12 protein-coding genes are annotated in these 14,249 nt (G+C 38.1%); 9 read left to right on the plus strand and 3 right to left on the minus strand.

Going from position 1 to position 14,249, the window contains the following annotated elements; genetic code table 11:
- Positions 1-48: 48 nt before the first annotated feature.
- Positions 49-975: a 2-hydroxyacid dehydrogenase gene (locus R2Q70_RS01815; protein ID WP_316805976.1), complete on the minus strand. Its 927-nt coding sequence runs from the start codon at positions 973-975 to the stop codon at positions 49-51.
- 226 nt (positions 976-1,201) lie between these two features.
- Between R2Q70_RS01815 and R2Q70_RS01820 the strand changes: the two genes are divergently transcribed.
- The 5 genes from R2Q70_RS01820 to R2Q70_RS01840 all read left to right on the plus strand — a co-directional run bounded on the left by R2Q70_RS01820 (position 1,202) and on the right by R2Q70_RS01840 (position 8,278).
- Complete coding sequence (locus tag R2Q70_RS01820; protein ID WP_316805977.1) at positions 1,202-3,691, plus strand: TonB-dependent receptor domain-containing protein; 2,490 nt, start codon at positions 1,202-1,204, stop codon at positions 3,689-3,691.
- Between the two features lie 63 nt (positions 3,692-3,754).
- Entirely contained in the window at positions 3,755-6,178 is a 2,424-nt protein-coding gene (locus tag R2Q70_RS01825; protein WP_316805978.1) for an outer membrane beta-barrel protein, read from the plus strand.
- A gap of 38 nt (positions 6,179-6,216) precedes the next feature.
- A complete protein-coding gene (locus tag R2Q70_RS01830) occupies positions 6,217-6,771 on the plus strand; it encodes an NUDIX hydrolase (protein ID WP_316805979.1) in 555 nt (184 codons plus the stop codon).
- A 262-nt stretch (positions 6,772-7,033) separates the two neighbouring features.
- On the plus strand, positions 7,034-7,495 hold the full coding sequence (gene tnpA / locus R2Q70_RS01835) for an IS200/IS605 family transposase (RefSeq protein WP_316805980.1): 462 nt from the start codon (positions 7,034-7,036) through the stop codon (positions 7,493-7,495).
- Positions 7,496-7,531: 36 nt separating this feature from the next.
- Complete coding sequence (locus R2Q70_RS01840; protein ID WP_316805981.1) at positions 7,532-8,278, plus strand: lysophospholipid acyltransferase family protein; 747 nt, start codon at positions 7,532-7,534, stop codon at positions 8,276-8,278.
- 64 nt (positions 8,279-8,342) lie between these two features.
- On the opposite strand, the gene R2Q70_RS01845 is transcribed toward R2Q70_RS01840, so the two are convergent.
- Both R2Q70_RS01845 and R2Q70_RS01850 read right to left on the minus strand, forming a co-directional pair.
- Positions 8,343-9,092: a LytTR family DNA-binding domain-containing protein gene (locus R2Q70_RS01845; protein WP_316805982.1), complete on the minus strand. Its 750-nt coding sequence runs from the start codon at positions 9,090-9,092 to the stop codon at positions 8,343-8,345.
- A 47-nt stretch (positions 9,093-9,139) separates the two neighbouring features.
- Positions 9,140-10,171 (minus strand): sensor histidine kinase, encoded by a 1,032-nt coding sequence (locus R2Q70_RS01850; RefSeq protein ID WP_316805983.1) that lies wholly within the window; start codon positions 10,169-10,171, stop codon positions 9,140-9,142.
- 264 nt (positions 10,172-10,435) lie between these two features.
- Here R2Q70_RS01850 and R2Q70_RS01855 point away from each other — a divergent pair, with 264 nt between their 5' ends.
- The 4 genes from R2Q70_RS01855 (at position 10,436) to R2Q70_RS01870 (ending at position 14,170) form a co-directional block, all read left to right on the plus strand.
- Positions 10,436-10,606, plus strand: coding sequence for a hypothetical protein (locus tag R2Q70_RS01855; protein ID WP_316805984.1), 171 nt, complete (start codon positions 10,436-10,438; stop codon positions 10,604-10,606).
- Positions 10,607-10,608: 2 nt separating this feature from the next.
- The gene (locus R2Q70_RS01860) at positions 10,609-11,517 is read left to right on the plus strand and encodes an ABC transporter ATP-binding protein (protein ID WP_316805985.1); all 909 of its coding nucleotides are present in this window, start codon (positions 10,609-10,611) and stop codon (positions 11,515-11,517) included.
- A gap of 1 nt (position 11,518) precedes the next feature.
- Positions 11,519-12,316 (plus strand): ABC transporter permease, encoded by a 798-nt coding sequence (locus R2Q70_RS01865; protein WP_316805986.1) that lies wholly within the window; start codon positions 11,519-11,521, stop codon positions 12,314-12,316.
- Between the two features lie 285 nt (positions 12,317-12,601).
- Positions 12,602-14,170: a M28 family metallopeptidase gene (locus R2Q70_RS01870; protein WP_316805987.1), complete on the plus strand. Its 1,569-nt coding sequence runs from the start codon at positions 12,602-12,604 to the stop codon at positions 14,168-14,170.
- Positions 14,171-14,249 lie beyond the last annotated feature (79 nt).

Consider the following 14,249-nt stretch of genomic DNA (forward strand, 5'->3'; position numbering starts at 1 on the left):
TTTCTTATTTAGAATAAGATTAAGCTAAGCATAATAAGGTGCAAAAACTTAAAAAGATAATCCTTTTAATTTTTCGGCCAATACTTCCGAAATTTTGCGGTAAGAATCAAAAGTCCAGCCGCCAACATGCGGGGTTAAAATTACTTTTTCACTCTGCTTTAATTCCGCGTACCAGCTTTGTTCAGCAAGTGCCGGAAACTTTTCAGTTTGCAACACATCCAAACCGGCACCTAAAATTTTTCCAGCATCAATTGCATTTAAAACCGCTTGTGTGTTGACAATCTCACCTCTTGCGCTATTGATGAAGAAAATTGGTTTTTTGAAATGGAAAAAATATTCATCATCAACCATCTGCCTGGTTTCTGCCGTTAAGGGAATATGTAAACTTAAAACATCGCTATGTTTTACAATTTCCTCCATGCTTACCTCGCGGGCAAACGCATCAGAAAAACCAGTTTTATACTTGTCGTAAGCCATCACATCCACTTCAAAACCCGCTAACTTTTTGGCAAAGCTTTGCCCCATAAAACCGTAACCAATAATGCCAACTTTTTTACCTTTTAGTTCGTAACCACGATTTCCTTCTCGATCCCAGATCCCGTTTCTAATTTCCAGATCAGCCCGGCGAAAATTGTTCATCAGCGATAAGAGTAAACCTGTGGCATGCTCTCCAACGGCATCGCAATTTCCTTCTGGTGCATTTATCAGTTGAATATTTCGCTCAAAAGCAATTTTATCATCAATATTATCTAAACCAGCACCAGCACGAGCCACAAATTTCAGGTTTGTTGCCGCAGCAAGAATTTCCGCGTCAATTCGAAATTTTGTTCTCACCGCAATACCCACGTAATCTTTAATTTTCGCTAAAGTTTGTTCACGGGTAATTTTCGGCTCGTCATCAACTTCGTAACCCATTGCAATGGCTTGCGTTTTAAAAGCCGGATGTAAATCATCAACGATTAATATTTTTTTCATCTAAAGCAAAAGTAACAATTTAGGTATTGCAGCATATTAATATTGTTCGATTGTTTTCCATTTAACTGCCCTATCAACTCAATATACCTCCAAATCTTCCGAAATATGCCCACAAAAATATTACTATAAAATGGCTGTAATAAAATAGTTACGCCTCCTTAATTAAACTTAGTTGCCGTTACTTTGTCTCCCTTTACAGAAAACACACAACATATATTATATTTTAATGAGAATTTTGAAATCGAGGACGATACAAATTACCCTTTTACTACTAAGTTTATCTTTTAATCTTTTTGCGCAAACTGGCGGGAAAGCCAAAATAACAGGTGTACTTAAAGATGCTAAAACACAAGAAACTATTCCTTTTGCTACAGCAGTTTTAATTGATAAGGCAACTGCTAAAAATGTGAAAATTGCACAAACTGACGTTAACGGAGCCTTTACTATGGCTGATTTACCAACAGGAACTTTCACTTTCAAAATCAGCTTTGTTGGTTACCAAACAATGGTTAGAGATAATGTAGCCATTACCGCAGCAACCGGGACTTTAAACTTTGGTGATATTAAGATGAATACCGCCAAAGGAAATGTTTTGAGCGAAGTTACCGTTACCGGCCAAAAGCAAGGCATGCAGATGGGTATCGATAAAAAGATTTTTTCTGTTGATCAAAGTGTAATCAGTGAAGGTGGATCGGCAAGTGATCTATTGCAAAATGTTCCTTCAGTTTCTACAGATATGGATGGTAATGTGAGCTTACGTGGATCAAGCGGCGTAAGGGTTTTAATCGATGGAAAACCATCTTTAATTGCAGGGGGAAATGTTGCGCAAATTCTTCAATCCATCCCGGCAAGTTCAATTGAAAGTGTTGAAGTAATCACCAATCCTTCATCAAAATATGATGCTGAAGGGCAGGCAGGTATCATCAATATCGTGTTAAAGAAAAACACAAAATTAGGTTTTAACGGTTCTGCGGCGGTAACGGCAGGTAACAGAGATAACTATAATGCCAATACCAATTTGAGTTTCCAAAACAGCAAAGTGAATATTTATGGAAACTACAGCTACCGTTATGGCAACAGAATTGGTGGCGGTTTTCAAGATATTACATATAAAAGTGATACCAGCAGAACTGCATTTTTAAGCCAGAATACAAAATCTACTTCACAAGATAAAGGTCATAACGTTAAAGCCGGTATCGATTATTACCTGGCGCCAAAAAGTGTTGTTAGTTTTTCAGGTGGATTTAATTCCAGGGAAAACGATAGAAATGAATACATCGATATCAGACAATTGGCCAGAAATTTAAGCCCTGTTTCGTATAGCAACAGAAACAACGTTAACCAGGGAACTGGAAGCAGTTATGATTTGAACCTGGATTATTCGCAGAAATTTAAGAAACCAAAAGAAGAGTTAACCTTTAATTTTGGTTATTCTTCGGGTTACAATGATAATGATCAGGCGTATAATACCACTATTACCAATAGAAACGGTACGGATGTAAATATTAATCCGAGTTTACAACGCATTTACAACACTGGCGATAATTCAAATTATAATATCCAGGCCGATTATACTTTACCGGTGGGCAAAACAGGAAAAATTGAAGCCGGATATCGCAGCCAGATCCGTTTGGCTGACAATAATCAGTATGCGGATTCAGTGCTGACCAACACAGAAATCGTAATCAGGAATAATAAATTGATTAACGATTTTAATAGCAAAGATCAGGTTCATGCTTTATACCTTAACTACCAGAACCAGATTAAAGATTTCGGTTATCAACTGGGTTTAAGAGCTGAAGACGCCCGTTTAGATACGCATTTAGAAGGTTACAACGGCAATGTGTTAGTTGGAAGCGATGGCAATATCCGTTATAGAAGATTATATCCAAGTGTATTTTTAACACAAAAATTAAAGGGTGAGCAGCAGGTGCAGTTGAGTTACACCCGTCGTGTAAACCGCCCTCGTCCGTGGGATACCAACCCGTTTTTAGATGTTTCAGAGCCATTTAACTACAGACAAGGTAACCCGAATTTATTGCCGGAAGATGTTCACTCATTTGAATTAGGTTACAGTAAATATTTCAAGAAGGTTACTTTAACCTCGAGCTTATATTTCCGCCAAACAAATGATGTGATCCAACGCGTTAGAAGTACACCTGTTAATGGAATTATTACTTCTACGCCTCAAAACTTAACCAATCAAATCAATACAGGTTTGGAACTAATTGGCCGTTTTGATTTGGTTAAAGCTTTAAACTTTACCACTAACGTAAACTTATACCAGGCTAAGTTTGCCGGTGATACCAGATTTGACATTCCAACCAGCAGCGGATTTAGCTGGAATGCCAATATTACAGCGAACTTAACTGTTGCCAAAGACGTTTCTTTGCAATTGCGTGGAGATTATCGTGCTCCTGAAGTAATGGCGCAAGGAAAGCGTAATGCGATGTATGGAATTGATGGCGGTGCCAAATATGATTTCCCTAACAAAAAAGCTTCTTTAAGTTTCAATGTGAGAGATGTATTCAATACCAGAAGATGGAGCATGACTACCGAAGATAGAGCAACTATTGTTGATTTCGAACGCCAGATGCAAGGTACAATGGGTAATTTAACTTTCTCATACCGTTTCGGAAAAACAACATTCAACTTAAATAAAACTAAAAAGAAAGACGATCAGCAGGATAACCGTCCTGATGAAGGATCATTTTAAATTTTGAAAAAGGCGTTTGAAAATATATTTTTAAACGCCTTTTTTGTAACCGCTAACCAAACATTGAAAAAACGCTTCCCTATATCAATTCTAATTTTATTGGTGCTGTTGTTAGCGACCACTGCTTTTGCGGCTGAGAAAGGAACAATTAGCGGTAAGGTTGTAGAAGAGGTTGGCGGTTTATCTATCCCATCGGCAATTGTTTCTGTGTACATTGACGGCACAGAGCAGCCAGTAACCACTTCAGCAACCGATGAAGATGGATTTTTCAGCATTAAAAACCTGAAACCAGGCAACTATCGGATCAAAATCAGTTTCGTAGGTTATGCACCACTCATCGTAAATGGAATCATCATCACAGAAAAAGATTACGACCGTAATTTAGGTGCCTTAAAATTAAGTTCTGAACAAAACGCTTTACAGGAAGTGACCATTACGGTTCAAAAACCCGCAATAGAATTTGGTGCTGATGGTGTAACATATAATGTGGGATCAACGCTTTTAGCCGAGGGAAGTACGGCAACAGATGTGTTGAAGAACGTGCCCATGGTGCAAGTGGATATTGATGGTAACGCAACCATTACCGGCAAAAAAAGTACCCGGGTTTTTATTGATGGAAAACCGTCTGACTACATGACTTCCAACATCGCTGATCTTTTAAATGTGCTGCCATCTGATGCGATCGAAAAAATTGAAGTGCTGACTAACCCTCCGGCAAAATATAGTGGCGATGGAGAAGGTATCATCAACATTGTAATGAAAAAAGGATTTAAGGTTGGTTTCAATGGAAATATTGGAATAGCAGGCGGGGTACAAGGCAATGGAAATGCCAATACAAATGCATCTTACCGAGGAAAAAACTACGCCATTAACGGAAGTGCTGCCTATCGATATAATGTTGGCAGAGGAGAAAGCAACAGTTACCGGGAAAATTTCTTTCCCGACACTACTTTTTACTATGATCAGACCGGCGCAAGCAAAAGCAAAAGCCGTGGTGCAAATTTTAGATTAGGCTTCGATTGGGACATCACGCCAAAGCAAAACATTCGGATATCAACAAACTATAACGACAACAAATCTTCTTCCAATTCATCAAACGATTTAAGATACTTAAGTGAGCAACTCATTCAAAACCGTTTGAGAAATCAAACCAATACTGGCGATGGGAAGAGCAATAATTTTGTTGTGAATGCAGATTATAAACTGCAAACCGATACCAGTGGCGGAAGCTTATCAATAGGGTTAACTTTTAATACAAACGGCAGTTTAGATTTGCGAAGTTTTAATACCACTTATCAACCGCTCGGGGTATCAAGGGCAACACTGCAACAAAACAACAACGACATTGGAAATAACGGCCTGACTTTTAACCTCGACTATGATAAACCCGTATTTAAAAAGAGAGATCGGGTGGAATTCGGTTTGGCGTACAACTATCGTAAAAATGATAACGATCTGTTGGTCGAAAATTTCAACTTCCAAACGCAGCAGTTTGTAACCAATAACAGGTTAAGCAACCAGTTTTTATATAATGAAAATATTCTGGCCGGCTACGCCTCTTACAATTACCGAAATGCAGGCTGGGGAATTAAAACAGGTGTTAGAACAGAGCTTACTGATGTCGCCTTTGATTTATCCACCGGTGAGAATTATAACGTGAAACCTTATTTGAGCGTATTCCCTAACCTTTCTCTCAACAGATTTTTTAGGAAGCGATACAACCTGGGTGCAACCTATAGTATCCGCATCAACCGCCCGAGAGAAAACACGTTAAATCCTCAGGTAAATAATGTTGATACGTTAAATATTTCTTACGGAAATCCAAATCTGTCACCATCCTATACGCATCAAATGGATATTAGTTTTGGGGCCTTCGGACAAAAATGGTCATTTACACCCCGCCTTTCTTATTCTAGCAGTCAAGGTGTTATTGAACGTTTCAGAACGGTGATTTTAATTCCAGGCTCAACTTCTGCCCGTTCAGAAAGTACATTCGATAACGTGGGCACAAATAACTCGCTTGCTTTGATTTTAATTGGTAACTACAGGCCGACAAATAAAATATCGGCCAACGGAAATTTTAGCGTTATTCAAAGTAAATATACTTCAAAACTTAACAGTGCATTAAACAGAGATGGAATTAGTGTTCGCGGAACCTTTGGTTTTTCTATGCAGCTGCCGCAGAAAACTGCTTTCGAATCGAACTTGAACTATGCCAATAACGTGAGTGCTCAGGGACGAAACAAAGGCTCTGTAACTTCAAGTTTCTCTGCCCGAAAAATGTTTTTCAGCAATAGATTAAACCTGAGGGTAACACTAAATGATATTTTTGGCAACCGAAACAATACGGTTTATAATGAGGGTGAAAATTTCAGGCTTCAAAGCTTTTCGACCAATAACACACAAAATTTTATTTTCAGTCTGAATTACCGGTTTACTAAAATTGCCAAAAAAATTCCACCGCCGCCGCCCGCATCAAAGCCATAATAAGTTTCGTTTCGCAATGGATATTTGTAATTTGCAGCATGGAAGAAATAAATCCCTGGAAAACACTTGAGAGTGATCTAAAATATGACAACAATTGGATTAGCGTTACTGAACACCAGGTGATTAATCCATCGGGCGGAAAGGGCATTTACGGTGAAGTACATTTCAAAAACTTAGCCATTGGTATTTTGCCTCTGGATGAAAATTATAACACCTGGCTGGTTGGGCAATATCGATATCCATTAAAAGCATACAGCTGGGAAATTCCTGAAGGCGGCGGACCATTGGGCGAAGATCCTTTAGAAAGTGCCCGACGAGAATTGCTGGAAGAAACCGGAATGAGTGCCAGAAACTGGAAAGAAATTCAACGCATGCATTTATCAAATTCGGTGAGTGATGAGCTCAGTATCATTTACATCGCTACCGATTTAATTCAAGGCGTCGCCATGCCAGAGGAAACGGAACAACTGGTAGTTAAAAAACTTCCTTTCAATGACGCTTATCAGATGGTTTTAAATAATGAAATTACCGACTCTATGAGCGTTGCCGCCATTTTGAAAACGAAATTGATGATGTTGGAAAATTTGATTTAATTTTTTGTTCACGAAATGTTCCTAACGGAACATGAAAAATATATACATTTTTCTACCCAGGAAATATCCCTACGGGATATGAGATTATTTTTCTACCGAATAATTTCTAACATTTTTTTTAAGCATCAACTACGAAAATGACACCATAAATGTCCCGTAGGGACATATCCTGGGTAGAAAAATAATCATTCCCGGAAAAATGTTTTCGTTCCGTAGGAACGTTTCGTGAAATTAATTATATTCAAATCAGCCAAATATAATTATGCCAAATACGTACACCCAAATTCATATCCAGTTCGTTTTCGCTGTGAAATACAGAGCGTCGCTGATCAATCCGGAATGGGAGGAAAGATTAATGAAATATATCACAGGCATCGTTCAAGCTAATAATCACAAGATGATTCAAATTAATACCATGCCTGACCACATTCATATATTAATCGGTTTACGTACCCATCAATCTATTTCGGCTTTAATACAAAACGTAAAAACTGAAAGTTCCAAATGGATAAACAACCAGGGATTTTTAAAAACCAAATTTTCCTGGCAAGAAGGTTATGGTGCGTTTTCATATTCTAAAAGTGATGTTCCTAACGTGATTCGCTACATCCAAAACCAAAAAGAACACCATAAAAAGGAAAATTTTTTAGGTGAGTACACAAAATTTTTAAAAGCATTTGAAATAGAATATGAAGACAGATACATCTTTCACGAACCAGAATAATTTATCATTATCTTTGTCGCTTTATTTTGAAACCAAATGAGTAGACTTTTCGGATACCTCCTTACACCAATATTTTACCTTTTTTTTGGGTTAATGCTTTGCATTTTCCATCCCATTCAATGGATTTGCCATAAATTTTTTGGCTATAAAGCGCACAAAGTTTCGGTTGATATCTTAAACTTCTTTTTAACTTATTGCCAGATATTTCTTTTCAATTCGATTAGTTTTAAAAACGAATATAACTTACCTACTGATCGGCCAATCATATTTGCCGCCAACCATCAAAGCATGTACGATATTCCATCGCTGATTTGGTTTTTAAGAAGGTACAGTGCAAAATTTATTTCTAAAATCGAATTAACAAAAGGTATTCCATCTATTTCTATTAACCTGCGTTTAGGTGGTGGTGCAAACATCGACCGGAAAGACAACAAACAAGCCATCTCAGAAATTATTAAACTAGGGCGCAGAATGAAAGAAAATAACTGGAGCACCGTTATTTTCCCTGAAGGAACACGAGCAAAAGATGGTCAGGTGAAGCAGTTTCAGTTTGGCGGAATAGCCACACTTTTAAAAGTTGTGCCCAACGCTCTGGTTGTGCCGGTAGCCATTGAAAATTCATGGAAAATTGTTCGTTTCGGGATGTTCCCGCTTACAACTGGTAACGCCTTAAAGTGGACGGTTTTAAAACCAGTTGAGCCTGGAGTAAAAACGCCAAATGAAATCACGTTAGAGGTAGAGACAGAAATTCGAAAAGTTTTAGGACAGGAAATACTTTTGTAATGCCAGTGCGTTAATTTAGAGAATCAGGGCAAAAACAAATTAAGCCTGATTCTCCTCGGCAACATTAAATATTTTTATTTCCAATTACCCTAAAAAATTCATCACGATAGGTATCTCCTACCGGGATAATTTTCTGATTGATGGTGATGCGGCTACGCTCAATACTTTCAATTTTATCAACCGCTACAATATAAGATTTGTGCACCCTGATAAACTGACTTTGAGGCAATGCTTCTTCCATTTTCTTCATACTCTGCAACGTAATAATCCGTTCCTCCTTGGTGAAAATAGAAATATAATCCTTTAAGCCCTCGATATAAAGAATATCGTGCAAATATATTTTCTGAATTTTGTGCTCTGTTTTAACGAAAATATAATCCTGAACCGGATTTGCCGGAGCAGAAAAAGCTGCAGGAGTAATGATTGGCTGTGCTACGCTGGCTGGTGTTTCAACCGGTTTATGCTGTTTGTGAACTTTCTCTACCGCTTTGTAAAACCGATCGAAAGCAATAGGTTTTAACAAATAATCAGAAACGTTTAAGTCATAGCTTTCTAAAGCGTATTGCGGATATGCTGTTGTTAAAATGTAGTGGCATTTAGTGCCAGCAATTTTCAAAAACTGAATACCTGTTAATTCCGGCATTTGAACATCTAAAAAAACCAAATCTATGCCCCCGCCCTGAACAACCTGCAGTGCTTCGATTGGATTTTCACATCTTTTTACCAGGGTTAAAAACGGAACTTTAGAAATATAATCCTCCAAGATATCAAGCGCTAATGGCTCATCATCAACAACAATACAGTTTAAGTTCATTTTAGGTTTAATTTTTATTTAATGATAATATACGATTGGATAACAAATTATATATCAATCATCAGTTCACAGGTGTAATGAGTAGCCGAATTTACAACATTTAATTTATATCTGTCGGGATAAACAAGCTGCAATCTTCTTTCAACATTGGTTAATCCTACCCCACCTTGTGCATCTTTATTTTGGTTATTTTTCTTATTGATTACGCTAAAGTGTAAAATCTTCTGGTTGGCAATGATGTTAATTTTAACAGGATTTTCAGGATCATTTACCACCCCATGTTTAAATGCATTCTCTACAAATGAAATCAACATCAATGGAACAATCTTCTGATCGTCGATTTCACCGTTTAATGTTAGCTCAATAAAAGCACCATCTTTAAACCTGATTTTTTGAAGTTCGATATAGTTGGTTAAATAATCAACCTCTTTGTTTAAGGCTACTGTAGGTGTATTGCTCTCATAAATCATGTAGCGCATAATCTCCGACAGCTTCATAATTGCATCAGCTGTTTTATCAGATTTTTGATAAGCCAGTGAATAAATGTTGTTTAATGAATTGAAAAGAAAATGCGGATTGAGTTGTGATTTTAAAAACTGCAACTCCATTTCCCGTCGTTCGCTTTCCAGGTTTCGCTGAATGCGTTCATTTGAGAACCAATCGATTGTAAATTTTATGATGCAGCTTGAAACCAGAAAAAAGCCGGCAGAAAATGCACTATTCAGTGCAAAGTTATTTACCGACATTTCGTGGGGTTTTCCTTCCATAGTGTAGTGCAACAACTCTTCAGGATTTAACACCGCTATTATAGTTTTTAACAATGCAGCTACGGCAATCAATGCAAAAAATGAGATAATGTATAACCAGTATTTTTTACGCCTTTTAATCAGCCCCGGAATCAGAAAAATATAGTTGATGTAGAAAATCGAAATATTTATAATGCCAAATACACCAAACGATAATAAATAATCTTTCAGCGTGGCAGAATTGCCTCGAAACATCACAATAACAATGATGAACAATAAAATTAATCCCCAGAAAATAGAATGAAGTACAAAAGGTCCTTTACTTTTTTTCATTATTTAACACGTATCTCTGGCTAAATCACCAGTTCTTTTTTCGTCATCCAAATTAAATAAACTTTCTTTTTTAAAAGTACACAATCTACCAACGGGCATTTTTTTTCTACCAACAGGCAAAACCTTAAAATTTATCGATCAACGCCAAAATTTATCGATCAACGCCAAAAATGCCTGTTGATCTAGAATCTTTAACGCTTGGTATAATACATTTTAGCAGGCAATTTGAATGCTGTTCCTTTGAATCATCAAAACGAAACGATCATGAAAAAGTTAGCAAACACATCGCCATTTTTACTATTATTGGTACCAGTATTTATGATGATTATTTTAACACTTACTGTTAACACCAATCAAAACGATGCGGAAGTTGTGGTTAAACCTGCAGCCAACTCAACTACTATTGTAAAACAGGCAACTGCTATTTTCAAATAGGAATGAGCAATTACGCAATCGAAACCGTAGGGTTAAATTTTAACTTTGGTAACCAAACCATTGTAAAAGATTTATCGTTGCAAGTACCAAAAGGCAGCATATATGGTTTTTTAGGACCAAATGGTGCCGGGAAAACAACAACCATAAAAATCCTGCTGAACTTACTAAAATCGCCGGCAGACCAGGTTTTTATTTTTGGTAAGGAGATCAACAGCAATCGCATTGCAACGCTAAAAAGAATTGGCGCATTGGTAGAGCAACCAGCTATCTATGGCCACCTCTCGAGCAAAGAAAATTTAATTAACCGATGTATTTTATTAAGCATCTCCAAAACAAAAGCCAATGAAATGCTGGCTTTGGTGGGTTTAACTGAAGCGGCCAACAAAAAAGCAAGTAAATATTCACTTGGTATGAAACAGCGTTTAGGCATTGCACTCGCCCTGGTTTGTGATCCCGAATTATTGCTGTTAGATGAACCCACAAATGGCTTAGATCCCAATGTGATTATCGAAATCAGAAACCTGATGATTGAACTGGCCACCAAACACCATAAAACCATCCTGGTATCCAGCCATCTACTAGCCGAAATTGAACGTACCGCAACACATGTCGGCATTATAAACAAGGGCCAACTGCTATTCCAGGGGACAATCGATGAGCTTCACTTATTAAGTAAGCCCATGGTCGAAATTGAGGTTGATCAAACCGATGAAGCTATTAAATTTTTAGAAAGTGCAGGTTATGAAGTCACTTCAAAAAACGATAAAAAAATCACTACCCCATTTTCATCATCAACAGAAAGCGGAAAAATTAATACCCTACTCATCAACAACGGTTTTACGGTAAGCAGCCTTTCCAAACAACGCAAAGATCTAGAAAATCTATTCCTCGATATCACGAAAAACAACTAAAATGCGCTCCATATTTATTTCCTTAGTTTCAGAATTTTATAAATCAAGAAAAACACTCGCATTTTGGGCTGCAATTTTACTTCCTGTAGCAATATGTAGCCTGGTTAGCTTCGGTTTTTACTCCGGCTCAGAAAAGGTATTAAAACTTAATGCACCCGGCATGATGCTTTGGGTAAGGTATGCAGGCGCTACCTTAAATGTAATGGGCATGTTGGTCATGCCATTTTACGTCATGTTTATGGCCTTTTCGGTTAACAACATCGAACATAAAAACGATACCTGGAAAACCTTATTTGCCCAACCACTAAATAAATTTTCCATTTACACCGCAAAGTACCTGTTCTCGGTTTTGCTCATCTTCATTTGTCTTTTTCTTTTTGCATCACTAACCTTTGGTTTTGGTCATTTGCTACAGGTTTTGGTACCTAAATATACTTTCAATCAATATAATCCTTCTAATTTCCTAATCAATTCATACAGCAAATTATTTCTTTCCTCGCTGGGCATTTTATCTATTCAGTTTATTTTAAGCTTAATCTGGGGCGATTTTCTTAAACCCATCGGTATTGGTTTTGTAGGTACCATAATGGGTATTGTAACCGGAATGCTCAACTGGACTTATGCCTATTTAATTCCTTACAGTTTGCCGTCGCTGGCTTTGCAGCTTACACAAGTAAAAAAAGGGAAAGATCCGCTCGATTTCGAAATTTTCACACGAGAAATATGGACAAGTTTGGCTTATGCAGCTGTTTTATTTATTGCCGGTTATTTTATTGTAACCAGAAAAAGCATTAAATAATCATTTGAAAAGCAATTTCCGCCATTCATTTTAAGGTTAGTCCTTCTTTACACTACAAGTCCGCTTCAAAAATCCTGTGCTACCGTAAAGCAAGTTTTTATAGGAATCACCAGTGCCAATTGGAATGCGGGCTTTCCGTTTCAATAAGGTTTAGTTAACTCAGGCGAGTGCAGCGAACGAACAAACCATGCAAGCGACCAAAGGCCTTTGTAAAAATATCATGGTAAAGCGATTAACGTTGTGTTTAAGTGTAATTTAGCCATTACAACCAACTAACTTCTTAAAATGATCAAAAGATTTACAATAACGGCATTGGCATTTAGCTTATGCCTATCTGCATTTGCACAAGATGCTCCAGATGCAGCTGTGGTAGAAAAAATTCGCAAAGCCGGTTTAAACAATTCGAAAGTAATGGACATTGCTTTCAACCTTACCGATGTATCAGGCCCAAGATTATCTAACTCTCCTGGTTTAAAAAGAGCACAGGAATGGGCAGTTAAACAACTTACCGAATGGGGCCTGAAAAATGCACATCTCGAAGCGTGGGGAACGTTTGGTAAAGGATGGCAGGTAGATAAATACTATGCAGCCACCACGGCTCCATTTTATCATCCAATTATTGCATCACCTAAAGCCTGGACACCGGGAACAAATGGCCCAATCAAATCTGAAGTAATTTTAATCAAAGCAGATAGTGTTGCTGATTTAGCAAAATACAAGGGTAAACTTGCCGGCAAAATTGTTATGATGGATCAGGGTGCACCGCTTGCCAGTGGCTTGAAACCCGATTTTACCCGCTATGCAGATACTACGCTGGCACAAATGGCAGCAGCAAAGCCAATGGCAGCTGGCGCTCGTCAGCGTCCAACCGGTGGGCCAATGGCCGATCGTATGGCACAAATGATGAAAATGCGTGAAGTTCGTGCTGCGATGAGTGCCATGTTGGTAGACGAAAAAGTTGCACTTATTTTAACGTATGCCCGCGGCGGACAGGGAACTTTTTTTACCAGTAACGGTGCATCATACGCTTTAGATGCCAAACCTGTTTCTCCAGAACTGGAAGTTGCAGCAGAAGATTTTTTACATATCCTTCGCTTGCTTCGTGCTGGCAAGCCAGTTGAAGTTGAAGCTGATATTAAAACATCGTTTTATGATCAGGATCCGCAGGGCTATAATGTAATTGCCGAAATTCCGGGAACCGATAAAAAACTGAAAGACGAAGTTATTATGATTGGCGGTCACTTTGATTCGTGGCATGCTGCAACAGGTGCAACTGATAATGCCGCTGGTTCAGCTGTAATGATGGAAGCCATGCGTATTTTAAAAGCCATTGATTTTAAACCAAAACGCACCATTCGCATTGCACTTTGGAGTTCGGAAGAACAGGGATTATTTGGATCACGCGGTTATGTAGCCAAGCATTTTGGCGACCCGAAAACGATGGTTTTAACTCCTGACCAAAAGAAAATTTCAGCATATTACAACCTGGATAATGGTACCGGAAAAATTCGTGGCATTTACCTACAAGGCAATGCAGCCGCCGGACCAATTTTTCAAAGCTGGTTAGCGCCGTTTAACGATTTGGGCGCAACAACCGTAACCGTTAGCAATACGGGCGGTACCGATCACCAGGCTTTTGATGCGGTTGGCATCCCTGGATTTCAGTTTATTCAGGATCCGGCAGATTATAATACCCGTACTCACCATAGCAATATGGATACCTATGATAGATTGGTGGAAGACGATTTGAAACAGTCAGCTACAATTGTTGCTTCATTTGTTTACAACACTTCTCAACGCGAAGCGCAAATTCCAAGGAAAGAATTACCAACTGCTCAAGCTGCAAGGCCATAAACAGTATAACATACAAAAGCCTGCTTTTTGATTTTTGATCAAAAAAGCAGGCTTTGCTGTTTAGAGAGAGTATTGCGTT

Origin of the sequence: Pedobacter agri (genome assembly GCF_032678665.1) — a bacterium.
Classification (GTDB): Bacteria; Bacteroidota; Bacteroidia; order Sphingobacteriales; family Sphingobacteriaceae; genus Pedobacter; species Pedobacter agri_A.

Excerpts from the sequence above, each read along its gene's own strand:
- R2Q70_RS01845 (WP_316805982.1), bottom strand. The coding sequence starts at position 9,092 with ATGAACTTAAACTGTATTGTTGTTGATGATGAGCCATTAGCGCTTGAT.
- R2Q70_RS01870 (WP_316805987.1), top strand. The coding sequence starts at position 12,602 with ATGATCAAAAGATTTACAATAACGGCATTGGCATTTAGCTTATGCCTA.
- R2Q70_RS01830 (WP_316805979.1), top strand. The coding sequence starts at position 6,217 with ATGGAAGAAATAAATCCCTGGAAAACACTTGAGAGTGATCTAAAATAT.
- R2Q70_RS01840 (WP_316805981.1), top strand. The coding sequence starts at position 7,532 with ATGAGTAGACTTTTCGGATACCTCCTTACACCAATATTTTACCTTTTT.
- R2Q70_RS01850 (WP_316805983.1), bottom strand. The coding sequence starts at position 10,171 with ATGAAAAAAAGTAAAGGACCTTTTGTACTTCATTCTATTTTCTGGGGA.
- R2Q70_RS01855 (WP_316805984.1), top strand. The coding sequence starts at position 10,436 with ATGAAAAAGTTAGCAAACACATCGCCATTTTTACTATTATTGGTACCA.
- R2Q70_RS01815 (WP_316805976.1), bottom strand. The coding sequence starts at position 975 with ATGAAAAAAATATTAATCGTTGATGATTTACATCCGGCTTTTAAAACG.
- R2Q70_RS01820 (WP_316805977.1), top strand. The coding sequence starts at position 1,202 with ATGAGAATTTTGAAATCGAGGACGATACAAATTACCCTTTTACTACTA.
- R2Q70_RS01865 (WP_316805986.1), top strand. The coding sequence starts at position 11,519 with ATGCGCTCCATATTTATTTCCTTAGTTTCAGAATTTTATAAATCAAGA.
- R2Q70_RS01860 (WP_316805985.1), top strand. The coding sequence starts at position 10,609 with ATGAGCAATTACGCAATCGAAACCGTAGGGTTAAATTTTAACTTTGGT.
- tnpA (WP_316805980.1), top strand. The coding sequence starts at position 7,034 with ATGCCAAATACGTACACCCAAATTCATATCCAGTTCGTTTTCGCTGTG.